Source organism: Nocardia sp. CA-135398 (genome assembly GCF_050955845.1).
GTDB lineage: Bacteria > Actinomycetota > Actinomycetes > Mycobacteriales > Mycobacteriaceae > Nocardia.
The window spans coordinates 6,031,355-6,052,685 of record NZ_CP192084.1; the positions used below are offsets into that span (position 1 = coordinate 6,031,355).

General features: G+C 63.0%; 21 protein-coding genes and 1 pseudogene. 10 read left to right on the forward strand and 12 right to left on the reverse strand.

The genetic code is table 11. The features are described 5' to 3' along the window. Positions 1–403 precede the first annotated feature (403 nt). On the forward strand, positions 404–6,337 hold the full coding sequence (gene mobF / locus ACQP1T_RS26580; RefSeq protein WP_433755797.1) for a MobF family relaxase: 5,934 nt from the start codon (positions 404–406) through the stop codon (positions 6,335–6,337). Between the two features lie 149 nt (positions 6,338–6,486). Here the strand turns inward: mobF and ACQP1T_RS26585 are convergent, their stop codons facing one another. The 4 genes from ACQP1T_RS26585 to ACQP1T_RS26600 all read right to left on the reverse strand — a co-directional run bounded on the left by ACQP1T_RS26585 (position 6,487) and on the right by ACQP1T_RS26600 (position 7,778). Beyond that, positions 6,487–6,750: a hypothetical protein gene (locus ACQP1T_RS26585; RefSeq protein ID WP_433755798.1), complete on the reverse strand. Its 264-nt coding sequence runs from the start codon at positions 6,748–6,750 to the stop codon at positions 6,487–6,489. Next, on the reverse strand, positions 6,751–6,879 hold the full coding sequence (locus tag ACQP1T_RS26590; protein ID WP_364352026.1) for a hypothetical protein: 129 nt from the start codon (positions 6,877–6,879) through the stop codon (positions 6,751–6,753). It lies immediately after the preceding gene. 74 nt (positions 6,880–6,953) lie between these two features. Then, positions 6,954–7,169 carry a hypothetical protein gene (locus ACQP1T_RS26595; RefSeq protein WP_433755799.1) on the reverse strand — a complete coding sequence of 72 codons (216 nt, stop codon included), beginning with the start codon at positions 7,167–7,169 and terminating at the stop codon, positions 6,954–6,956. A gap of 6 nt (positions 7,170–7,175) precedes the next feature. Beyond that, positions 7,176–7,778, reverse strand: a complete 603-nt coding sequence (locus ACQP1T_RS26600) for a hypothetical protein (protein WP_433755800.1) — start codon at positions 7,776–7,778, stop codon at positions 7,176–7,178. 529 nt (positions 7,779–8,307) lie between these two features. On the opposite strand from ACQP1T_RS26600, the gene ACQP1T_RS26605 reads away from it, so the two are divergent. Next, complete coding sequence (locus ACQP1T_RS26605) at positions 8,308–9,543, forward strand: helix-turn-helix domain-containing protein (protein WP_433755801.1); 1,236 nt, start codon at positions 8,308–8,310, stop codon at positions 9,541–9,543. A 25-nt stretch (positions 9,544–9,568) separates the two neighbouring features. Here ACQP1T_RS26605 and ACQP1T_RS26610 read toward each other — a convergent pair whose 3' ends face one another. The 3 genes from ACQP1T_RS26610 to ACQP1T_RS26620 are packed head-to-tail and all read right to left on the reverse strand — an operon-like array spanning position 9,569 to position 11,153. Then, positions 9,569–10,420: a helix-turn-helix domain-containing protein gene (locus ACQP1T_RS26610; protein WP_433755802.1), complete on the reverse strand. Its 852-nt coding sequence runs from the start codon at positions 10,418–10,420 to the stop codon at positions 9,569–9,571. Further along, on the reverse strand, positions 10,417–10,956 hold the full coding sequence (locus ACQP1T_RS26615; protein ID WP_433755803.1) for a DUF6879 family protein: 540 nt from the start codon (positions 10,954–10,956) through the stop codon (positions 10,417–10,419). Before ACQP1T_RS26615 ends, ACQP1T_RS26610 begins: the two co-directional genes overlap by 4 nt. Continuing rightward, positions 10,953–11,153: a hypothetical protein gene (locus ACQP1T_RS26620; RefSeq protein WP_433755804.1), complete on the reverse strand. Its 201-nt coding sequence runs from the start codon at positions 11,151–11,153 to the stop codon at positions 10,953–10,955. Before ACQP1T_RS26620 ends, ACQP1T_RS26615 begins: the two co-directional genes overlap by 4 nt. Positions 11,154–11,585: 432 nt before the next feature. Between ACQP1T_RS26620 and ACQP1T_RS26625 the strand changes: the two genes are divergently transcribed. From ACQP1T_RS26625 to ACQP1T_RS26635, 3 genes are all read left to right on the forward strand, one after another. Next, positions 11,586–11,798, forward strand: coding sequence for a hypothetical protein (locus ACQP1T_RS26625; protein ID WP_433755805.1), 213 nt, complete (start codon positions 11,586–11,588; stop codon positions 11,796–11,798). Positions 11,799–11,922: 124 nt separating this feature from the next. Further along, positions 11,923–13,635 (forward strand): ribonucleotide reductase N-terminal alpha domain-containing protein, encoded by a 1,713-nt coding sequence (locus ACQP1T_RS26630; protein WP_433755806.1) that lies wholly within the window; start codon positions 11,923–11,925, stop codon positions 13,633–13,635. A 22-nt stretch (positions 13,636–13,657) separates the two neighbouring features. After that, positions 13,658–14,122 carry an NUDIX hydrolase gene (locus ACQP1T_RS26635; RefSeq protein WP_433755807.1) on the forward strand — a complete coding sequence of 155 codons (465 nt, stop codon included), beginning with the start codon at positions 13,658–13,660 and terminating at the stop codon, positions 14,120–14,122. Positions 14,123–14,449: 327 nt separating this feature from the next. On the opposite strand, the gene ACQP1T_RS26640 is transcribed toward ACQP1T_RS26635, so the two are convergent. From ACQP1T_RS26640 to ACQP1T_RS26655, 4 genes and pseudogenes are all read right to left on the reverse strand, one after another. Further along, positions 14,450–14,614 (reverse strand): hypothetical protein, encoded by a 165-nt coding sequence (locus tag ACQP1T_RS26640; RefSeq protein ID WP_433755808.1) that lies wholly within the window; start codon positions 14,612–14,614, stop codon positions 14,450–14,452. Positions 14,615–14,751: 137 nt separating this feature from the next. Then, complete coding sequence (locus ACQP1T_RS26645) at positions 14,752–15,303, reverse strand: prolyl oligopeptidase family serine peptidase (protein WP_433755809.1); 552 nt, start codon at positions 15,301–15,303, stop codon at positions 14,752–14,754. 57 nt (positions 15,304–15,360) lie between these two features. Further along, on the reverse strand, positions 15,361–16,578 hold the full coding sequence (locus tag ACQP1T_RS26650) for an IS110 family transposase (RefSeq protein ID WP_433754477.1): 1,218 nt from the start codon (positions 16,576–16,578) through the stop codon (positions 15,361–15,363). 327 nt (positions 16,579–16,905) lie between these two features. Further along, a pseudogene (locus tag ACQP1T_RS26655) lies at positions 16,906–17,592 on the reverse strand (HalD/BesD family halogenase); the annotation flags it as partial. A gap of 467 nt (positions 17,593–18,059) precedes the next feature. Between ACQP1T_RS26655 and ACQP1T_RS26660 the strand changes: the two are divergent. Genes ACQP1T_RS26660 through ACQP1T_RS26680 form a run of 5 tightly spaced genes read left to right on the forward strand, consistent with a single transcriptional unit; the run spans position 18,060 to position 20,792 of the window. After that, positions 18,060–18,380, forward strand: a complete 321-nt coding sequence (locus ACQP1T_RS26660; RefSeq protein WP_433755810.1) for a WXG100 family type VII secretion target — start codon at positions 18,060–18,062, stop codon at positions 18,378–18,380. Then, positions 18,377–18,673 carry a WXG100 family type VII secretion target gene (locus tag ACQP1T_RS26665; protein ID WP_433755811.1) on the forward strand — a complete coding sequence of 99 codons (297 nt, stop codon included), beginning with the start codon at positions 18,377–18,379 and terminating at the stop codon, positions 18,671–18,673. The genes ACQP1T_RS26660 and ACQP1T_RS26665 overlap by 4 nt, the downstream gene beginning before the upstream one ends. Further along, positions 18,670–20,085 carry a hypothetical protein gene (locus ACQP1T_RS26670; RefSeq protein WP_433755812.1) on the forward strand — a complete coding sequence of 472 codons (1,416 nt, stop codon included), beginning with the start codon at positions 18,670–18,672 and terminating at the stop codon, positions 20,083–20,085. The genes ACQP1T_RS26665 and ACQP1T_RS26670 overlap by 4 nt, the downstream gene beginning before the upstream one ends. A gap of 3 nt (positions 20,086–20,088) precedes the next feature. Continuing rightward, the gene (locus ACQP1T_RS26675) at positions 20,089–20,364 is read left to right on the forward strand and encodes a hypothetical protein (protein WP_433714338.1); all 276 of its coding nucleotides are present in this window, start codon (positions 20,089–20,091) and stop codon (positions 20,362–20,364) included. Beyond that, positions 20,361–20,792, forward strand: a complete 432-nt coding sequence (locus ACQP1T_RS26680) for a YbaB/EbfC family nucleoid-associated protein (protein ID WP_433755813.1) — start codon at positions 20,361–20,363, stop codon at positions 20,790–20,792. Before ACQP1T_RS26675 ends, ACQP1T_RS26680 begins: the two co-directional genes overlap by 4 nt. Before the next feature lie 82 nt (positions 20,793–20,874). Here ACQP1T_RS26680 and ACQP1T_RS26685 read toward each other — a convergent pair whose 3' ends face one another. Continuing rightward, the gene (locus ACQP1T_RS26685) at positions 20,875–21,189 is read right to left on the reverse strand and encodes a hypothetical protein (protein ID WP_433755814.1); all 315 of its coding nucleotides are present in this window, start codon (positions 21,187–21,189) and stop codon (positions 20,875–20,877) included. Positions 21,190–21,331 lie beyond the last annotated feature (142 nt).

A 21,331-nucleotide genomic window follows, 5' to 3' on the forward strand; every position in this document is an offset into this window, starting at 1 on the left:
CCCGACCACCATGTCTCCCTCACTCTTCACCTCATCACTTCTCCACACACATCACCCCCATCTACCCACCCGCATTCCTCACCACTTACACTTCTTCCACTACTCCCCTCACCTACTCCCCTCTCTTTATCTCTTTCTCACAAGCAGACCTCTTGCATCGAGGACGCGAACCGGGACTATCGCCGGAAACGCGACAACCTCGCGGTCTCCCAGGCGGACTATCGGGAACAGTTACCACGCGCCCCTCTTGCACTGATTCCAAGATTGTTGATACATCATTTATCATTCCCCAGCGTCCACGTCTGTCACAATTTTATAACGACCAGGGGTTTTCTTTGATTTGCCGATAATTAGGTGAATTGCGGGCCTGGCTTTTATCGCGGATGTGGTGCCTGCTGGAGGTATGACCGCGACACTGCATAAAGTCGTCGCAGGAAATGGCTACCAGTATTACCTGCGTAATGTGGCCGCGAATGATGATCCCGCTCGCGGCCGGTCCAGCCTTGCCGACTACTACTCGGTTCATGGGGAGTCGCCGGGGCGTTGGCACGGTACTGGGTTGGCGGCGTTGGGGATCCGACTCGGTGACGAGGTGACCGAGGATCAGATGAAGTCCCTGTTCGGGTTGGGTCGTCACCCGAACGCTGACGCGATCGAAGCGCGCACGTTCGACGAGCAGATAGATGCGGGTGCGAAAATCAAAGACGCCTCGCGCGCGGCCGATAAAGCATCGAAGTTGGGGCATCCTTTCCGGGTCTATTCCGACGTCACCGAATACCGGAAACGGTGCGCGCAAGCCTACAAGGAACACAATACCGCGAACGGTTCAGACCTCGATGACGACATTCCCGATGACATTCGCGCGCGGATCCGCACCGAAATCGCGACGGAAATGTTCACCGAACAGTACGACCGCGCACCCTTGGACGCACGTGAATTGTCGAGCTGGGTGGCACGGAACTCACGCCCGAAAGCGACCGCGGTCGCGGGTTTCGACATCACATTCAGTCCCGTCAAGTCCGTCTCCACACTCTGGGCGCTGGCACCGAGGGCGGTCGCGGAGAAGATCGAAGACGCCCACCACGCCGCGGTCGAGGTGGCAGTGCGATGGCTGGAACAGCACGCGATCTTCACCAGATTGGGGCGCAACGGTGTCCGCCAAGTCGATGTCGAGGGCCTAGTTGCGGCGATGTTCACCCATCGAGAAAGCCGTGCCGGTGACCCGGACCTGCACACGCACATGCTCATCGCCAACCGTGTCCGCGCACTGGATGGGCAGTGGCGCACCCTTGACGGCGCGATGATCTACCAGAACGTGGTCACCGTCTCCGAGATCTACAACACCAGCCTGGAGCTGTTCCTCGAGGACATGGTCGGTGTCCAGTTCACCGAACGGCCCGGCCTGGACCCGTCCAAACGCCCGATCCGCGAAATCGTCGGCATCCCAACCCAGTTGAACGAGTTGTGGTCTGCGCGTGATGCGGCGATCACCAAACATCTCGGACGGCTCACCGTGCAGTTCCAACGCCGCCTCGGGCGCGAACCGCTACCGGCGGAGATGTTCGATTTGATGGACCGCGCCACCCTGCAAACCCGCCCCGACAAACACCTCAAACGCTCACGCGCCCAGCAGCGCAGCGACTGGCGCGCCCAAGCCCTCACGGTGTTGGGTGGCCGGGAGGAGTTGGCACGGATGGTTTCCGCCGCCCTGAATCCGGTGCGGCGGGCGCGTGCGGCCGTTGATGAGGCGTGGATCGCGCGCACCGCCGCGACGGTGGTCGAAACGGTGTCGGCGCAGCGCTCGACCTGGCAACACCACCACATCCGCAGCGAAACCGAACGCCAAATCCGCGGACACATCCGCCTTTCCGAGTGGGAACGCATCGCCGACGCCGTCGTCACCGAGGCACTGTCACCGAGCTCGGTGATCGCGCGTGGTGACCCTGATATCGCCGACGAGCCCCGACTACAAGCGGTGCCGGTGATGTTCGCCCGCCGCGACGGCTCCAGCGTGCACACCCGCGCCGGGTCTCAGGTCTATACCTCCCAGCAGGTTTTGGGTGTCACCCAGCAGTTGATCGACCTCGCGGTCCAACCCGGAGGCCGCCAAATCCCGTCCGCCACCATCGAACAAGCGGTCCACGCATACAACACCACCCACCCCGACAAACAGCTCAACGCCGGGCAGATCGCGGCCGTGCACGGATTTGCGTCGTCCCCGTTGCGGGTGCACACCATCGACGCCCCCGCCGGTACCGGCAAGACCACCGCGATGCGGGTGCTCACCGAGGCCTGGCACGCCAGGGGCGGCACCGTCCTCGGTCTAGCACCCACCGCGGCCGCGGCAGCGGAGTTGGGTACATCGATCGGGGCACGGGTGGAGACCGTCGACAAACTCCTCGACGTCCTGGACCGCCACACACCGACACTAGAAAACCGTGCCCGCGACGGAAATCAACCACCACCATCGCTGCCGCAATGGGTGCTGCAAATCGACTCCGACACGTTGGTGATCATCGACGAACACATCAAAATCGGGAACCTCAAACGGCTGCGCCTACTCCAATTCCTGGCCGGACGGGACGCGACGATCCGCTGCCTGGGTGACCCGAAACAGCTGCCCTCCATCGAGGCCGGTGGCGCCCACACCGACATGAACGACGCCACCAGCAACGCTGCGCTCACCCTCAGCCACGTCGTGCGCTTCGCCTCTCCTGGCGAAGCCTCGGCGAGTTTGCTGTTACGCGAGGGGGATCCGGCCGCCCTCGGGTTCTACCTCGATCACCGCCGCATCCACTCCGGCTCCGCCGCTACCACCCGCGACGACACCTACACCGGCTGGATCGACGACCACCTGGGCGGTCGCGACAGCATCATGCTCGCGGCCACCCACGACGTCGTCGGTGAGCTCAACCAGCGCGCTCGCGAGGATCGGATCGCGCGTTCCGGTGCACATGTCGGCCCGGAATGCGCCCTCGCTGACGGGCTTCACGCGTCGGTGGGTGACACGATCCTGACCCGCCGCAACGATCGACGACTGCGCGTGGGCGATGCGGATTGGGTTCGCAACGGGTATCGGTGGCTCGTTTCCGAAGTGCACGACGACGGAAGTTTGACCGTCACCCACCTCCGTCCGGGTCGCGAACGCGGTCACACGGTGACACTTCCCGCGCAATACGTGTCCACGTTTGTGCGGCTCGGGTACGCGAGCACGATCGATTCTGCACAAGGAGTGACCGCCGAAACGTGTCACGTCGCGCTCACCGGATACGAAACTCGCGCGCAGTTGTATGTCGCGATGACACGCGGCGCGCACACCAACCACGCCTACCTACCAACAACTTTGGACGGCAACGAGGCATCGTTTTACAGCGAGCCGGCGGTGTTTCCGCGCACCGCGGTCGAAGTACTGTTACGCATTTTCGGGCGCGACGGCACACACAAATCCGCGCACACCGAGCTACGGGACGCACTGAATCCGTTGCGCCGCATCGGTCACGCGGTCGATATCTACCTCGACGCGATCGGCGTCGCCGCCGAACACGCCCTCGGCACCGACGGACTCGCCGCACTCGACACCGCCGCCGAAGCACTGCACAACGGGCTCACCGACTGCCCCGCCTACCCGATATTGCGGCAACACCTCGCGAGCATCGCACTCACCGGAGCTGATCCGATCACCGCATTGCACACTGCTGCGTCGGTGCGGGAACTCGACACCGCCGACGATGTTGCCGCCGTGTTGGATTGGCGCCTGGATTCCTCCGGTACGCATTCGTGCGGGGTTGGGCCGCTGCCCTGGACACGGGGACTGCCTCGCGGCCTGGACGAAGACACCGATCCCGGACAGCTCGCGGCGCGAGCGCGGATCGTCACCGACCTCGCCACCACGATCCGCACCGACGCCCGAGACTGGACCGCGGCCACAGCACCGTTCTGGGCACGACCCCTCATCGGAAGCGACCCACAACTACTCGCCGACCTCGCGGTATGGCGAGCCTCCCTACATGTCGACGACCGCGACCTACGCCCCACCGGACCCGCCCGCCACAGCACCCTGGAACGCGAACATCAGCAACTACTCCACGCCCAAGTCGTCGACGCCATCGGCGACATCGTTCGGCCCGTCACCACATGGTCGCCCGTGATCAAACAACTCGACCAACGCATCACCACCGACCCCTACTGGCCCACCCTCGCCGACAAACTCGACCTCGCCGACCGCGCCGGAATCGACATCCGAACCCGCCTCCGCGACGCCGCTGCCCTCCGACCCCTGCCCGACGAAATGCCCGCCGCCGCATTGTGGTCACGCCTGGAACTCGAACCCTCCGCCCTCGACATCACCAGTGGTGACCGCGATCTGCGCCCGACATGGACCACCGAGTTGCACGACATTCTCGGCACCGACACCGCCGACCGGGTGATCAACGATCCGGCGTGGCCGCGCATCGTCGCGGCCATCGACCGCGCCACCGGCACCGACTGGACACCTCATGAACTCCTCACCACCGCACACGAACTCCTCCAAGCCGCCCAACCCGCCAACACCCAATCACTACGACCCGACCAACTCGCCAGCGCACTCGCATGGCGCATCGAGGCACTCCTACAACACAACCCCATCAACAACGCACCTAACATCGACGCCGAACCTCAGACGCATGCCGACACCGAATCCGACCGACCCTCCAACACCACCACTGGGGACCATCCGGAAACACACCACCACAGTGGTGATTTCGACGCCGAGAGCATCCCGGTCGACACCGGCGAGATCGCAGAATTGTTGCGGACCGGACAGATCCGTACCGCCGCTGCCGCGTTCCGCAAACTGACCGACAACGCCACCGATGAACAACGTGCAATCATCGAACGCGTCGCGGAAACCCTGTACCACTACGTATTTCCCATTGCGCTCGCTCGGCTACGCCACGCCGCCGACCAATTTCCCGAGCATCGCGCACTCATCGAAGCCTGCACACCCAACAGCGATCCGCACGTATACCAACCAGCCACCGACTCCGTCGCACCCACGTATCGCCGCAACCGGCGCCACGAAGCCGCCCGCGACCTCCCCACCCGCACAGGGTCGAGTCGACCCGACTCGACCCCGAAGCCGATCGACGAAGATACTGCGAAAGCGGTCCAGGACTACCTCGATACACGCGCCAATCTCGACGACAACCCCTTCGATCAGCCACTCCCCGAAGGAGTTCCCCACCACTACCACCACGACGTCCTCCCCGAATCACAGCCTGATGGCTACGTCCTGGACTACGACCTCGCCGCCATTCCCGACAGCCACGGCCTCAGCTGCGTCTGCTGCGGACTCGAACGCGCCCGCATCGACATCACGCCGATCGCCTTGCGCCGCAGCGACGACGGACTCTGCGGCGACTGCCGCGACAACAACGAACCCGGCATCCCCGACCACGACACCACCGACCACATCCGAGCCCGCTGCGACCACATCGCCGCCACCCACCCACCTGAAGCAGCCCGCGCGATACTGCGACGCGACTGGCGCGCCAGCGGCCCCCTCGCCCGCGCGCAAATCACCGCATGGGCCACAGCTCATCCCCTCCCCGAACCCGTCACCGCACCCACGCTCGACGCACTCGCAATGCTCAGCGAAACCGAACTCCAACAAAACATCAACGACCTCTACCAGCGCATCGCACTCGCCGACACCGACGCAATCATCTACAACCCCCACCCGAACCCGCCCGACCCCCACGACGAAGAACCAGACCGCCATCAGCAAGAAGCACGCCAAGCCATCCACAACGCCCACACCAGCATCCGCGAACTCGAAGACGCCGAACACGCCGTCCGCGCCCTCGCCACCCAACTCGACAGCGCCAGAACCACACTCGCAAACACACCCGTCTACCGCCGCAGCCAACGCCGCGCCCTCAACGCCCAGATCGCCCGCCTCGAAACCGAACGACAACGCCGCACCAACCTCAGGGATTCCGCAGGCACCACCGCCCGCAACGCCCAACGTCGCGCTCTACAGATCGCCGGCCCCGCCGAAGAATGGGAACACATCCTGACCGCCGACACTCGCCCTGCCCCCACACCCACCACCCCACAGCCAGCCAACATCGACACAGCCGAACAAGCCCACGCCGCTCGCATCGCCGACTTCGAACAACAACTCGACCAGTTGCTAACCGAACAACACCGACGCACCCAACTGAACCCCACCGAAGCCGCCAGCGAACAACAACTACGCCAACAACTCAGCGCCCCCGAAGACGACGCATTCGACAGCTTCGACGATGCTGTCGAACTTGGCGAGCCACAGCGCGGCTACGATCTCGAGCTTTAACCGCGGATATCACAAGCCACGTCGGCCACCGCGAAACATCGGCGCCAACTCTTCAGCCGGAAGCGTTGCGCAGAGCACACCCGTGCCGCCAGCCCGGTACATGCTCAGCGAAAGTTACTCTCCCGCAACAAGTGTTCTTACAATCTCGCTCACTCATCTTCAATCTGCGGCAGCACTTCCGTATCGTCCTCGTCGCTCCACCAGCGCACCGGCCGTAGTGGCAACGATGATGGCGGTCGGATCACTTCATCCTCGACCAGCTCGCCGTCCCACAAATCATGACGCGGCATCCGTCCCGCTCGGTGTCGCCCTGAGTGACCGTCCGAATCCCAGTAGGCACCAACCCGGTAACTCAGCACCGCCGTGAAGATCACCGAGGTAGGCCAGAGGAGCCAAACGAGTGATACCGTCATTCAGGAGCCGTCCTCGATCAGCAGCAGATACGCCGCCTCGAGATGCACAATGCACTCGTCCGGATGATCAAAACGGTGGATGCGCCGCAGCTCTCGAGCGCGTTCAACCGTCAACTCCAGCAAGGACACCTGGCACATGAATTCAGCCAGCTTGCTATCTGCATGGACAAATGTTCTGTGCGGCAATGGGTCTGGGGACGGCATTACTCTTCCCACAGCTCGGCGCAGGGAAGTGCAGGCAGATCGTCGGCAACGTTGTCGTCGACGGTGATTCGTAGCTTCAACTCCGAGTAGCCGTTGCCCATCAACGCGTCAGCCACGTTCTGCGCTTGCTCGGCCGAAGCCTGGTAATCCAGCTTCAACGCGCCGGACTCGATGTGAATGTGCCGGATGCGGCGCGGTGGGTTTGCCGGGCGCATGGTGGATCACAACCCTGGCGGCAGGCGCCGGCCAGATTCGATCTCGGCCGCGAAAACGTCATAGGCCGCACACAACTCGCACAGCTGGTAAGCCTCCGGCAGTTCGTCCAGGTCCGATGCCTTCGCGACCAACCTCTCCCACAAATCGGCCATCCGGGCAGCGATCATTCCGACCGACTCCGTATGCACAACGACGTTCGGCGCGGTTCCGGCACGAGGTATCACCGGCCGCACGCGCAACTCGTCCTTCCGACGCCGCAACAGCCGGTCGGCCACCGACTCGTCGATGACCATGATCAGCATCTCGATATCCGACCTCGCCGAGACAAGCTCTGCGGCAGCTTCTTTCATCTGCTCGGCAGATGCACCCGTCTGGCTGAGCACGGCGAGCGCCAACCGGTACTGGCGTTGGCATTCAACAAACTCCCCAGCCGGATCGAGGATGTCAGTCGCCGTTACCGGCACCATGCCCGCGAAAGCAGCGAGGACCATCTCGCTCGACGGAAGCGGCTCAATTGGTGCCCACTCCGGGATTTCAACACCGGACTCCGAGTCGCTGGTGCCAGACGGGCGATCCTCTGATCCGCCCTGTTCGGGCAGTGGGTTCATCCCGCTCACCGCTGATGCGTCGTGGACGGCACCAAGCGGCCGGCCTCAGCGAGAACCTGGAGTGCGGCAGCCTTGCGCGGGCAGCACATTGCGCGACAGGCAATGTGGAACTGCACGACAAGGTGGGCTCGGTCGACGCTGAACGGAATCTCAGGCGCGGAGTGTGTTTCCTGCTCGGTCATCGCGATTGTCTGGTGCATGGCCAGGGTGTGCATGTCGGACCTCGGTTCGTAGCGGGATTGGAGATGCACCCGGCACCGAGGGCTCGTAGCCACCGGTCTGCCAGCCTCTCCGGCGACCGGTGCGCCCGCCCGAGGGGCTGAAGGCGTCGTCCCGGTGCCGGGTGCGGTCCCGACCGTAAGGTGGTTCTTGGCCGTTGACCGGCGCAAATAGGCGAAACCTCTAAAATATTCGGAAAACCGTATATGGTGCCGTCAGGGACGAAAACCCTTGACCGGCAACGGGTCCCGAGCGTTTAGCCGATCTTGCAAATGCACGTTCATTTAAGAGCGGAGACAGCAGGATGCACATGACAACCGGCGAGGTCATCCGCCGAGTTCGTAAATCACTCGGGATGACCCAAACCGAGCTGGGAGCCATCCTCGGCTACACCCAGCCCGTCATTTCGCAGCTCGAACACGATGGTGCCGCCGTGCACGACGTACGGGTCCTGCGACGAATTGCCAAGGCGCTTCACGTTCCGCTTGCCATACTGGTAGTGGAGTCGGACGAGGAGGCAGACGTGAATCGTCGCAATTTCCTACGAGCCAGCGCATTCGGAGCCGGAACCGCCACGACTGTCGGTGCCACGGGACAAGCCGTTGCCGCAGCTTCATCCACAGGAACCATCCATGTCGGTGCCGCCGATATCGCTGAGATCAACGCCAGTACAAACCAGATCCATGAGCTTGATCTGCTCGTTGGCGGTGATCGGCTGTGTCGCCTCGCTGCCAACGAAGTTCGGTACGTCGAGCAGCTGCTGAGTGCCGCCAGCTACAGCGAGGCCATCGGTCGTCAGCTCACCAGTGCCGCCGCCGAGATGATGACCGCCGCCGGATGGGTTCACTACGACGCGGGCCGCTTGGACCAAGCGCGGCGCTACTACGCGGAAGCGGCACAGACCGCAGCTGCCGCCGGTAACGGGCTCGCGGCATCCCATGCCCTGCTCAACGCCAGTATGCAGAGCTTCCAAGGTGGCTTCGGCCCGTCGAAACCCTCGAGGGAGGCGCGTCCCAGAGACGGGGTCAATCTGGCCGACGCCGCTCAAACTGCGGCGCGTCGCGACGGTGGGCCGCGAGTGCGTGCCTTGGGTGCTATCTACGAAGCAGGCGCCCACAGTACGGTGGGCGACGGAAGCGCGATGACGAATGCCATCAGCCGAGCGCACCGTGCCTACGAATCGGGTCGTGGTCACGATCCGGACTGGGTGTATCTGCCACCAGCGGCCCTGGCCGGCATGACCGGCTGGTCGTACATGCGGATCGGTGACCACCGCACCGCGACGGCCTATTTGCAAGAGGCAGTCGACGGCACGACGTCATGGCCACGGGAGAATGTCGGGTGGCGTATCAAGTTGGCCGAGAACCACATTCAAGGCGGCGAGATCGCAGACGGCTGCCAGATCCTGATCGACCACTTCGACCAGATCAACAGTGTCGCGTCGACGCGACTGCAGTCCACTATCGACAGCGTCGTGCAGGAGATTCATCCGCATGCAACGGTGCCGGAGGTTCGTGAGCTTCTGGGGCTGGCGGCCAGCCGCTGACCTTTCAGAACTATCAAGGCGGGGGTCACGGTCCGCCAGTGGACTGCGGCTGTCGCCGTCCCATTGCCTTGCCGATGAGGTCCCGAGCCGCTTCACCAACGACCGCCTGGTTCAGCAGTGTCTGGAATACCTGCTCGTACAGCACCAGTTCCCGCGGTTGCGTGATAGTCAGCTCAGCCGAGATCGTTTCGACATGGGCCACCTTGCGGTCGAAGATGGCGAAGTTCGTTGTCGGCACCTGGTAGTCGGACATCGCAGGGATGATGCTCACCACCACGTTCGGCAGACGCATCACACTGAGCAGATGGTCGAGCTGACCGATCATCACGTCGTCCGAGCCGACAGTGGTGTACAGAACTTGTTCGGCGAGAACGAAATTGAATCGATGGTTGCCGTGCCGAAGGACTTGCTGCCGTTCCAACCGAGCAGTGATGCCGTCATCAACGGGTTCGTCGTGAGCGTAGAACGCAGCGACCTTGGTGAGCATGGCGCGCATGTAATCCGGGGTTTGAAGCAGGCCCGGCATGATGACCGGCTCGAACCAGCGCGTCAGCCGCGTGTCCTCTTCCAAGGTGTGCAGTTGTTGCTGCTTGCGCCGGATGCCAGCGATACGTTTCCACTCGACGTAGGCGGCTTCGACGTTGCGCAGCGTGGCGATCAGATCGGGTATCTGCTCTCTGGCTTTGCAGTGGCGGCACCAGATGCGGATGTCGGCTTCGGCCGGCGTCTGCTTGCCGCTCTCGATCTTCGAGACTTTGGAGGAGTGCCACCCGGCCAGCTCGGCCAGCTGGACGCCAGAGAGGCCCGCATCTTTGCGTAGCTCCCGAAGACGGGAGCCTAATGCCTCTCTGGCATCACGAACGCTGGAGCTGGTCACTTGGCAGCAGCGTAGTCGCTTCCCACATAGTCAGCGTGCGGGATGCCGAGGCCCCACACCTTGTCGCGAATGGCCACGAGGTGAGCCGCAATCACTGGATCCTCGGTGACAGCGAACCCGCCGAAGTCACCATCGTCTTTGAAGGTGACGAAAACGACCAGGTGGTCATCGAACAACCAGTAGTCATCACTGGTCAGCTCAGCTGGGTCGATCAGGGGCCGCGGGAGCCACTTGATCTCTTCACCCGCTTCGATGTTCAGCGGGGCGATGGTCAGTCCGAACCGGGTGTAGTCCACGTGCGGCACGCTGACCAGCCGCACCCGGTGCACTTGCTTGCCGAGACTGGTGACGTCGCGGATCAGGTCGTCCCAGGAGCGGCACCATTCGTAGTCGTCGGGCTCTCCGGCGAGGAACTTGCGGAACGGCTCGTGCTCATCGGCGACGAGGTACTCGTCCTGAGTTTCCAGGTGGAAGGCCCGCTTCCACGCACCAGTGCGGAAGAGGTCGACAAAGTTCTCGCCCTGGATCAGCTTCATACGGGCCGGATTTCCTTTCCGATCGGCACTTCGATGGCTGTTTCGTGATCGGGCAGCTCCATTTGCCGCAGGGCTTCCAGGTCCGTTACGGGGGTGCCGCTGAGCGTGAACGTGCCGCGCCCGGTATCCGTGAGCGGCGTCCCCAGGCAGGTGCCGGTCTCCAGAAAGCCCAGCAGCATGTGCGGGATCTCGATCACGGAGCCGTCCGGTTCGGTACGCCATCCCTGGATGACATACGTTCCCTGATCGGACGCGAAAAGCGTTGGGCACGTTCCGTTCTGACTACCAACACCGAGGCATCGTAAACGCATGGCGACCGTCCTTGATCTGATGATGCGCGAATTTGCTCGAACGTCGTCATCGTGGCTCGTCACGCGGCGGCCGGTCAATGGTCCAGGCATGCCCGAAGCAAATCCGAGCAAAAGCCTGGCAGCGCGTTGAGCTGGTCTTCTACCGTCGATGATCAGGCGCTCGGCACCAGTGAAAGCCTGCTCGGGACAGCACAATTGGCTTGTATCTCCTTGGTGCCGAGTGCCCACCATCTGCTGCGAGGGGAGTGAACGGCTTTGCGTCAGTACCTGGTGAAGGTGCATTGCTGCGGTATCCGGTGGGTGGTCCATGTGCCGGCCGTGAACCGATGGGTCCTGGTCGAGCACAAGAAGGCGATCGAGGCCACCGCACACTCCATGATCGCTGAGGTAACCGGTGTTGCCCTCGCCTCATTCGGCGTTGATCTGACCGAAGGCCGAGTGGTGAACAGCGTCGAGGAGTTCGCCTCCGCTACCGGAGACGCCACACGGTGGGGCCTGGTGACCGTGACCGGTCCGCCCGGTGCCACGTAGCCGCACACCGAAATAGCCCGCGCAGTGCCGCACTCCCACAGACGCCTTGCGGCTGTCGGGAGTTACTGCGTGCTGCCTTCAGACCTCGAACCAAAAGCGCTCGCGTCATTGAAATGAGCTGATCATGTCTCGCTTTTACCCGTCCGCATCGGCTGAGCACATCCTTCGAACCGGCAGGATTATCAGCCCAGAGGAGACGCCAGCGGCCATGGTCGAGCGCGTAACACACTGTCTAGCAGAGCAAGACGCGACGTTCTGCGGCCAGCGCCAGGCCGAGACCTTTGCCGCCGAATTCGAATCTGCCTTCGACAGTCGGGAAATCGTCATGAGCACGCCGATCATGACGAATGCGGGCCGCTACGCTGACCGGCCGCTTACCGCGTGCGCGGTGCCGACTGTGGACGTCGGCTCGTCCGATGCACAACGGTTACGCGAGGAAGTCGTCGTGCTTCACGAGCAGGGTATGGGGACCGGGTTCAATCTCGACACGACTGAGGATCCCGTGGTCACACTACGGTTTCTCAACCAGGTGGCGGTCGACAGCGCGACGTCCGGCCGGGAAGACCGGCCCGTCGGCAACATGGCGATCCTCAGTGTCCGGCACCCGAAGATTCACGAGTTCATCGCCGCCAAAGCCGACGCCGCCTCCGGTGCCACCGACTGGAAGTTCAACATCTCCGTCAACCTCGACAACGTGTTCATGACTGCGGTCCATGCAGGCGAACAAGTCGAGCTGGAGGATGGCCGTCAGGTCGGTGCCCGTCACCTGTTCGATGATCTCTGCTATGCCGCAGCAATCTGCGCTGATCCTGGTGTAGTGTTCCTCGACCGGATGAACGCCCGCAACCCACTTCCCGGCATGGGCGCGTACACGACGACCGCTCCGTGCGCCGAGGTCGGACTGATCGCGGGCGAGACGTGCCAGTTCGGCTATCTCAACGTCGGCAAATTCGTCTCGACCGACAGCGCGGGCCAGCCCGTCGCTGACTTCGCGAGGCTCGAACAGACCACCGCCCTGATGACCCGCGCACTAGACAACTGCCTCGCAGTCAGCGAGCAGAACCTCAACGGGCCACGGGCACAGTACATCTCGCATCAGAAACGCAAGATCGGCATCGGCCTCTGCGGCGTCGCCGACGCCCTCAGCATCATAGGCCTGCACTATGATTCGGCTCCCGCCCGCGACCTGATGACGGACATACTGTCGTTCATCAACTTCGCGTCCAAGGAAGCTTCCGTCCGCTTGGCCGAGACGCGCGGTCCGTGCGGTGCGATGCGGACGATGGTCGTGGGCAACCGTCACCGCGGGCAGCCAGGACATATTGAGAGGCTCTACGGAGACCTGACCTCCGGCACCGTAGCGGCCGATGACTGGCGTGCACTCTCGCGATACATTGCTGCGACCTGCATGCTCCGCAACGTCTCGACGATCGCCTTGCCGCCAACCGGCCGAAGTGCCCTGATCATCGACGCCTCCACGGGGGTGGAACCGCATTTCGATACCTTCGCCGCGAACGAGGCCGTCCTCGATCAACTGGAGAAAATCGTGTGGATGAAACACGGCCAGTCGATCTATGCCGACCACGCGGCACAGTCAGCGCCGGTCCGGCAGCTCCTCGCCTCGGCAGCAGGCATCAGCACGAATGGGCACGTTGCCATGGCTGCCGCGCTGCAGCGGTACACCGATGAGGCCATCGCGAAGACGATCAACCTCCCGGCCAGGTCCACGGCCGAAGACGTCAAAGACGCCTACCTCGCGGGCTACCAGGCAAACTTGAGCGGGATCACGGTATACGTGGACGGCAGCCGCACTACCCAACCGAAGAAGCTGCGGTAAGAAAGGAATTGGACACAGCCGCATGAGCGACAAAACTCACTTTCAGTACTGTCAGAAGCTCGTGGTCATCGACCCCGCGACTGACAGCGTCCTGCTGGCTCGGCGCAAGGGAGAAGCCGACTACGACGGCGTCTACTCCCTCATCGGCGGGAAGATGGAGACCACCGACGGCTCCATCCTGGATGCGATCCGTCGCGAGAAGGAAGAGGAGATCGGCAAGGCGGCCATCATCGCAATCGCCGAAAACCTTTCGTACAACATCCTTTTCAAGAAGAAGGACGGCAACAGCATGGTCCTGCCGCACTTCTACGCTGAGTACGAAGGCGGCGACATCGAACTGGACGAGGAGTACTCGGATTACGCCTGGGTTCCTGTAGGTGAGCTGGATTCATTCGAGCCGAAGATCGACACCATACCGGCTGCTGTTCGGTGGGCGACGCAGATCGGCGAGCTGGTGAAGAAGATTGAAGGCCTCACGAGGCTGTAGCCGTCGATACATCATTGAACCACTTCACACCGAGCCAGCACATCCGCGTACGCCCGGATGTTCCCGAAGTCGCAGCCATGAAAGGTCTCGGTTTCGGCTGGCCGCGTGCGATCGCGCCCGACGCCTCAGACGAACGGGTTTTGTTCCTGGCCATCGGACGTCATTTTGGCGTAGCGGATAAGTTTGCGCTCGATCATGTAGAGATCAGAGTGTCGACGCGGATGTGCCGCAACGTTGGAGACGAGACAGGACTCCCAGCAGTCCACCATCGCCCAACCATAGAGACGACCGTAGTGCCGTTGGAGGTCGCGAAGGCGCCGGTCTGGATTATGTGTCAGCGGTGACGACCGTCCCGCCGACGAACTCACCGCATTCGTGTGCGCAAGCAAACTTCACCGATTGACCGATCTGCTCCACATGGCAGCCGTCGATCTCGATCTTGCCTCGTCGTGGCTCAGCAGCGCCGAGCAGCCTGTCCAGCCGGGTGGACAAGCTCACCGATCGTGTGCTGCACGCGTTGCGCGTTTCGGATGCGGGCTTCCTTCGGATACCCGAGCGTGCAATGCTCCCCGACGATCACGGACTCGCCGAGTCGGATCGGCGCATACAGCTGCGAGAGCTTCACCCCGTCACGACATTGTCTGTTCGAGCAGCCAGTCGACTGTCGTGCTGATCGCTTCGTCTTCGCGTGCCGGGAGTCGAATCCGTGGGTCCGACCCGGCAATCGTGTGCAGCGTGGTGTGTGATCGTGATCGCGCGGCCTGGGCGGCGACGTCATACGACACTACCGTGTCGTGGTCGCGGTGCACGATCAGCGTCGGCACATCTGCGGCACGGAAGTCATCCAGCGGCTGGTAATGCGCGAACTCAGTGAACAGAACACGGCCGAGCTGAAACTCCCCGTCAACGAGCAGAAAACCATTGTCGGCCAGACCTTTCTGCCCAACAGCGCCGAAATTCTGCTCGCCCCACGCCAACTCCGGAACCAGAAATGTGCGCCGCAGATCCAGCACCGGGTTCCACAGCACCAGCCGGTAGAGATCATCGAGCCACGACAGCGACAGTGCCGTCGACACGGCACCGAAGCTCGCCGCGACAATCGACATTCGCTGCCCAGCGAATCGCTCGCGGACCGCGGTCACCGCGGCCTGCAGATCCAGGCATTCACCGGCGATCGTCACTCCCTACTGCGTTCCACCGCTGCCACCGTGCCCTCGAAAGGAGTCTCAATGACAATGTCAAGCCGCTCGGGCGGCGGTAGTCGCTGCTGTGGGCTCCCAGGTTCGGTTGTCGCGCAGCAAGGCCCACAGGACGTTGACGCGACGGCGTGCCAGGGCGATGGTGGCGCCTTTGGCGCCTTTGCCTTCGGTGCGTTTGCGGTCGTAGTAGGCGCGGGAGGTGGGACAGCATCGGATGCTGGTGAGTGCGGACATGTAGAACACCCTGCGCAGGGCGCGGTTGTAGCGTTGAGGTCGGTGCAGGCGTCCGGTGCGTTTACCGGAATCGTTGGGCACCGGCGCGAGCCCGGCGTAGGCCGCCAGATGATCGGCGGAGGCGAACCAGCCGGGATCGCCTGCGGCAGCGAGGAATTCGGCCCCGAGACGGAACCCGATGCCGGGCATGCTGGTGATCACTTCGGCGAATCGATGGCGGCGAAATCGGGCCTCGATGGCGGAGTCGAGTTCGGCGATCTGCTCATCGAGGCGCATCACCTCTTTCGCCAGCTCGGCGGCCAGCTCGGCGGCGACATCCTCGCCGGGCAGACGAGTGGTCTGGGTCTTGGCCGCGGCGACCGCCGCCGAAGCGACGGTGGTCGCGGTCTGCTCGCGCACGCCCAGGCTGGTGAGCAGGCTGATCAGACGGGCGGTGCCAGCGCGGCGAATTGCTTTGGGGCGCTGGTATCGCGACAACAACAGCACCCAGCCACGCTGGTGGGCGATGTCGGCGGCGCGTTCGAGGGCCGGGCAGATCGCGGTGAGCTGCTGGCGCAGTCGATTGATGGTCCGAGTACGGTCGCAGACAAGATCGGTGCGGCGGCCGGTGAGCAGGCGCAGTTCGAGGATCAATTCGTCGGTCGGCCGCAGTTCGGCCAGGTCGCGGCGCATGCGGGCCTGATCGGCGATGATACGGGCATCCTTGGCGTCGGTCTTGCCTTCGCTGCGATATCCGGCTGCCGCATGGTTGACGGCCTTGCCCGGCAGATACATCACGCGCTGCTGGTGGTCCCACAAAATCGCAAGCAGCAGAGCCGATTCCACGGTTGTCAGGTCCACCGCCCACGTCACTTCATCGGCTTCCAGTGCGGTGACATCGGCGAGCAACTGCGACACTGCCGCTTCGTCGTTGGCCACCCTGCGCGAAAGGATTCGGTTGCCGTCGCTGTCCATCGCGAAGGCCCAGTGGGTTTCCTTGCCCACGTCGATACCGACCCACAGCTTGCCCAACCCGACCTCCATCAGTGCGGTTCTTACAGGTCAACCCATGGACGAGCCCGCCGTCATCTCCTTAAACCAAGCGATAGTCCGCAGTTCTCAATCAGCGGCCAGGAACGTCCAGACAGGCCGGGCGGCCACTCCTTTCGAGCCGCACCACCAAGGCCGGCAAGAAAACACAAGCCTCACCCGACCCGCCCGGGGTCCAGCACAACGTACTGAACACCAACCAACTTAAGGAGAACCGCACGACATCGAACCCCTGCGACACCAACTGGTGCGCCAACCGGACGAACATGCCCCCACCCTCGTCCATGTCCACAGTGATGCCGTGCACCAACAGCACCACTCCTAATGCGGGCTCGACCGTGCAGTGGTGGACCGCTGTGTCCAGCCGAATACCGTCCACAGAACGCAATTCGAGGCGTTGCACCGGTCAGCTCCCGTCCACTCGGCCCCTGGCGTCGACCACAGGCTGTCCATCGTCTCGTGCGACACCGCCGCGTTCAGCTCTCCCGCCGACGCGAATGCCATGTTGACAATCGTGCGTCGCCCGCGCCGGATCGGGTGTACCCGATGCACCGTTGTGTTCGTCCGCATCAAGTACACATCTCCCGCCCCGACACTCAAGGTGTGTACCACTCGATCCCGCACGTGCCGGGCTACCTCTGGCTTCGCCTTGTCCCACACCGTATCCGGGATACACTCCACGAACCCGCCATCGTCGGCCGGTGGACATTGGGCCACCCACACCAATGCGAAACTGTAATCGTCCCAATGCCATCCATGCGTATCACCAGCTTCCTCCAGCCTGGTGATCACAAACTGCTCGGGCTCGTACAGACACCGAAATACCGGTTCCCCAGCCACTGCCGACAGCAGCTGTGTTGTCGTCGCGGAATCGTAGATCGCCTCGATCACCGAACCGTTGCACGCGATGTCGGCCCGAGTCACATTCCGCATCCGCCGCGGCGTGTATCCGGTCGCGGCGAGAACGAGATCACGCCGCACACCCGAGTGCTCTACCAACTGGAGAGCTTCTGAGGCGGCGACCGCCGACGCAGCTGAGCAGGCATCAACCCTGACACAGCGGCGTAGCCAGTGCGCTCAAACTCCTTGCGTGCCATCGTGATCCCCGCATCATCATCCGGTGCCTGAGCGCCCCACCCGCCCAGTTCGTCCTCCGACACCCGTTGCTGATCCACCAACAAGTCCCCTCCAGACTTTGGGTAGCCGCACATCCGCCGCCACGCATCATCCAACCAGCGCGGTCCCTGCCACCATGATCGACGAGTGCCACCCAAGTAGGGATACTTCCAGTGCCGCGTCGGAGCCCGGTGCATCAGCCGGGACTTGTTGAACCGGCTGACCCATTCGTGAGTGGCTCAACATCCACCAGACGGTTCAACGGGCGTAGCTGTCCAGGTATGCCATGGTGTGGAACCGGGCGGGTGCGCTCTGCGTCATATAGTTCAGGGGCGAGCTGCACGAGGGAGGGAGGCGGGGTGTCCGGGGAGCTCCAGGTCGAGGTGGACCGGCTACGCGAGGCGGCACGATTTACCTCGGGTAAGGCCCAGGCGATCCGAGACGAGCTGAAGAAGCTCGACGACACGATCGGTAAGGAACTGCTCGCCGATGGATGGCAAGGCAAAGCCGCAAGCGCCTACGACGAGTCCTGGCTCGAGTGGAAGCACGGTGCCGAGACGGTCATCGCCGCGCTGGAGGAATCCTCCGCGAACCTCGCTGAAGCCGCGAACCAGTACGAGGCGCGGGATACCACCAACCAGGATGCGATCACCGGACTACAGGGATTGGATCTGCCGTGATCGGTGATGATTACCGCGTCGATCTCGAGCAGCTCGATGCCGCGATCGACACGATGGATAAGTTCGGGCGCACCGTTGAGGGCTGGTTGGGTGAAGTCGACCGGCATATCGCTGACCTGCACCAGACGTGGTCGAGCAAGGCAGCCCAGGCTCAGCGCGCCGCCCACGATAGTTGGATGGCGGGCGCCGCAGAGATGCGGGAAAACCTCGACGAGTTGCGTGCGGTGGCCCGTCGAGCGCACACGAGTTACACGACTGCAGTTCAAACGAACGTCGGGATGTGGCCGCAGTGACAACACCGACAGTGCCGCTCATCGTGCACCGAGGCGCTGAATACACCTCTGCCGGTGAGGTTTTCGGCCAGATGTCTACCGACACGGTAACCACCCACTCCGCGTTGGTCGCAGTGCTGACCACGTACGCGGGGATGGCTGGCAGCGACAGCGTCGGCGGGCAGTGGGCGTCAGGCTACGACGAAGCCGCCGAGCTTGCGATATCGACCTCGTCCAAGCTGGCGACCGCGTGCGGCCAGACCAGGAACCTGATCGTTGCCGGAGCCTTCAACCACCAGGTTGCCGAGACCGGTGCGAACCCAGCCGATCAACAACCGCCCACCACACCACAGCTCTCGACCGATCCCTGCCTCCCGGGAGACGCCCCTTCAGCAGCTGGGGATGGAATCCCTGAACCGTTCGGATGGTCCATCATCAAGGACGCCGTCGGATTCGCTTGGCCAAACGGTCATCAAGACCAATTGAATGCCGCCAAGATTGCCTGGCACACCGCGGCGGCCGACTACCGCACCGTCGCAGGTCTCGCCCCGCAGGCGGTTGAGCTCCTCAACAACCAACAGTCACCCGAGATCGAGATCGCCGCCAGTACCTGCCAGACCCGGCAAACAGATTTCACCGCGTTGGCCGATGCATGCCAAACACTCGGCGATGCCTGCGGTGAGTACGCCCACCACCTCGACGAGGCACACCACAAGATCCTGGAGGAACTACGCGGAATCGCCATCGAAACCGCTGCCGGCGAGGTCGCTTTCGCAGCGCTGGCGCCATTCACTGCAACCCTGTCCGAATGGGTTGGCAACGCGGCCTTGGCCGGACGTATCGCGATCCGCGCCCGCCGGATCACGACATTCATCGGCGAACTCGCGACGAAGCTGACAAAGCTCATCACCGATGTCGTGAAACCACTTGCCGAACGACTCAAGCCGCTGTTCGAGCGAGTCCGCAACTGGGTCAGCGCCGCCAAGATAAAAATGACTCCGTTTGCACGACGCGACGCCGTCTTAACCGATGGGCAACTGTTCTCCCGGATGGGACCCCGCACGAACCAAGAGGTTCTCGAAAGCGGAAACCATCTGCCGATGACCCAAGAAACCATCGAGGAATACGCCCGCCGAGCCGGTGTCGACCTCACGGGCATCCGAGTGGACGTAGCAAGCTCCGCCGATGATGTGCGCTACTTCGACTACATGGAGGCCAGCGCCAGCACCGCCCCCGGACATATCGCGTTGGCCCCCAGCGCATTTGCCGATGAACAAACACTGCTGCGCAACTTGGTGCACGAGCGCGTGCACATCGACCAGTACGCACAAGGCAGAGTGGGAACAGGAGTGACCAGAGAGCTGGAAGACGAGGCATACGCCGCCGATGAAGCCTTCTGGCAACGATATCTCGCAGGGAAGAAAGGAGAATGAGCAGTGAGCGAATTCTATGTTGAAGACATCTTCCCGGTCAGTTTCCGACCGAACCCGTTCGTCGTCGGCCGGGCCGTCGGAGACTTCACAGTGGGCCAACAGGTCGAGCTGCATAAGAAAGACGGAACGACCTACCGGGGCGTTCTGGAAGCGCTCGACTTCCACCAGCCCGCGCCGGGCAAGTTCTCGCTCGTCTTCTCCACCGAGGTGTCGTCTCGAATCGAACCCGGCGACGTGGTCTACTCGGTTCCCGCCGAGAAAGGTCTGCGCTCACCGTGACTACAGACATCCAGGAATGGGAGCGCCAACTTCAACGAGAACTCGCCGAGATCCGCAGCCACAGCCAGCAACTCGCCGCAGCGATCGCTGTGGTGCGCGGCCGCAGCGAAGCACGTGGAGTACTCGTCGAAGTCGACGCCGACGGAGACATCACTGATCTGCAGATCGCGCCAGGCGCTATGCGCTCACCCAGCAGCCAACTCACTGCAGTGCTGCGAGACTGCCACCGCAAAGCGCGAGCTGACGCAAAGGCCAAGGTCAAGCATCTGGTCAACAAAGCCGACCCGCGGATCCGCGACCAACTCCAACGTCTGGGCAGCGGACAGAAAACCCCCGTCGAACAGCGTGAGCCGAAATCAGAAGCCGAGATACAAGCCGACGACGACGCCTACTTCGAACGCATGAACCAACAAGGCTGGCGGACCTAACTACTCAGCAGCAACTACGCAATCGAAACCTCGGTGCGATCGCTACTGAGGTTGATCTGAGTCAGAGCCGCGCCGACCCTGCTCAGCCCGAGCGGCGAGGTCTGCGAATCTGCTCCGCTGCCCCGCTGACGGCGCTCACCTCGACGAACTGCTGGCCGCCTGCCCCGAAATGACCACGCTCGCCGACGTGGTGCGCGAGTTTGCGCAGCTGATGACCGAACGACGCGGCACCGACATCGCCGCCTGGATCAAACAGGTCCGTGAGGCCGGGCTCGTCGAACTCGAACCGTTCCTGACCGGCCTCGACCAGGACCACGACGCCGTCGTCGCCGGGCTGACCCTGCCCTTCAGCAGTGGCCTCACCGAGGGCGTCAACACGATAAACGAAGCTGATCAAGCGCCAAATGTACAGCCGCGCAGGGTTTTCCCTGCTCAGACATCGAACTCTACTGGGGTAAACCATAATTCGTCCACCACCACCGAAAGTGGGACAGAGCCGTTCACTCATTGAAGTGCGCCAACATGTGTCCGTGATTTCG

Excerpts from the sequence above, each read along its gene's own strand:
- mobF (WP_433755797.1), top strand. The coding sequence starts at position 404 with ATGACCGCGACACTGCATAAAGTCGTCGCAGGAAATGGCTACCAGTAT.
- ACQP1T_RS26585 (WP_433755798.1), bottom strand. The coding sequence starts at position 6,750 with ATGACGGTATCACTCGTTTGGCTCCTCTGGCCTACCTCGGTGATCTTC.
- ACQP1T_RS26595 (WP_433755799.1), bottom strand. The coding sequence starts at position 7,169 with ATGCGCCCGGCAAACCCACCGCGCCGCATCCGGCACATTCACATCGAG.
- ACQP1T_RS26600 (WP_433755800.1), bottom strand. The coding sequence starts at position 7,778 with ATGAACCCACTGCCCGAACAGGGCGGATCAGAGGATCGCCCGTCTGGC.
- ACQP1T_RS26605 (WP_433755801.1), top strand. The coding sequence starts at position 8,308 with ATGACAACCGGCGAGGTCATCCGCCGAGTTCGTAAATCACTCGGGATG.
- ACQP1T_RS26615 (WP_433755803.1), bottom strand. The coding sequence starts at position 10,956 with ATGAAGCTGATCCAGGGCGAGAACTTTGTCGACCTCTTCCGCACTGGT.
- ACQP1T_RS26630 (WP_433755806.1), top strand. The coding sequence starts at position 11,923 with ATGTCTCGCTTTTACCCGTCCGCATCGGCTGAGCACATCCTTCGAACC.
- ACQP1T_RS26635 (WP_433755807.1), top strand. The coding sequence starts at position 13,658 with ATGAGCGACAAAACTCACTTTCAGTACTGTCAGAAGCTCGTGGTCATC.
- ACQP1T_RS26650 (WP_433754477.1), bottom strand. The coding sequence starts at position 16,578 with ATGGAGGTCGGGTTGGGCAAGCTGTGGGTCGGTATCGACGTGGGCAAG.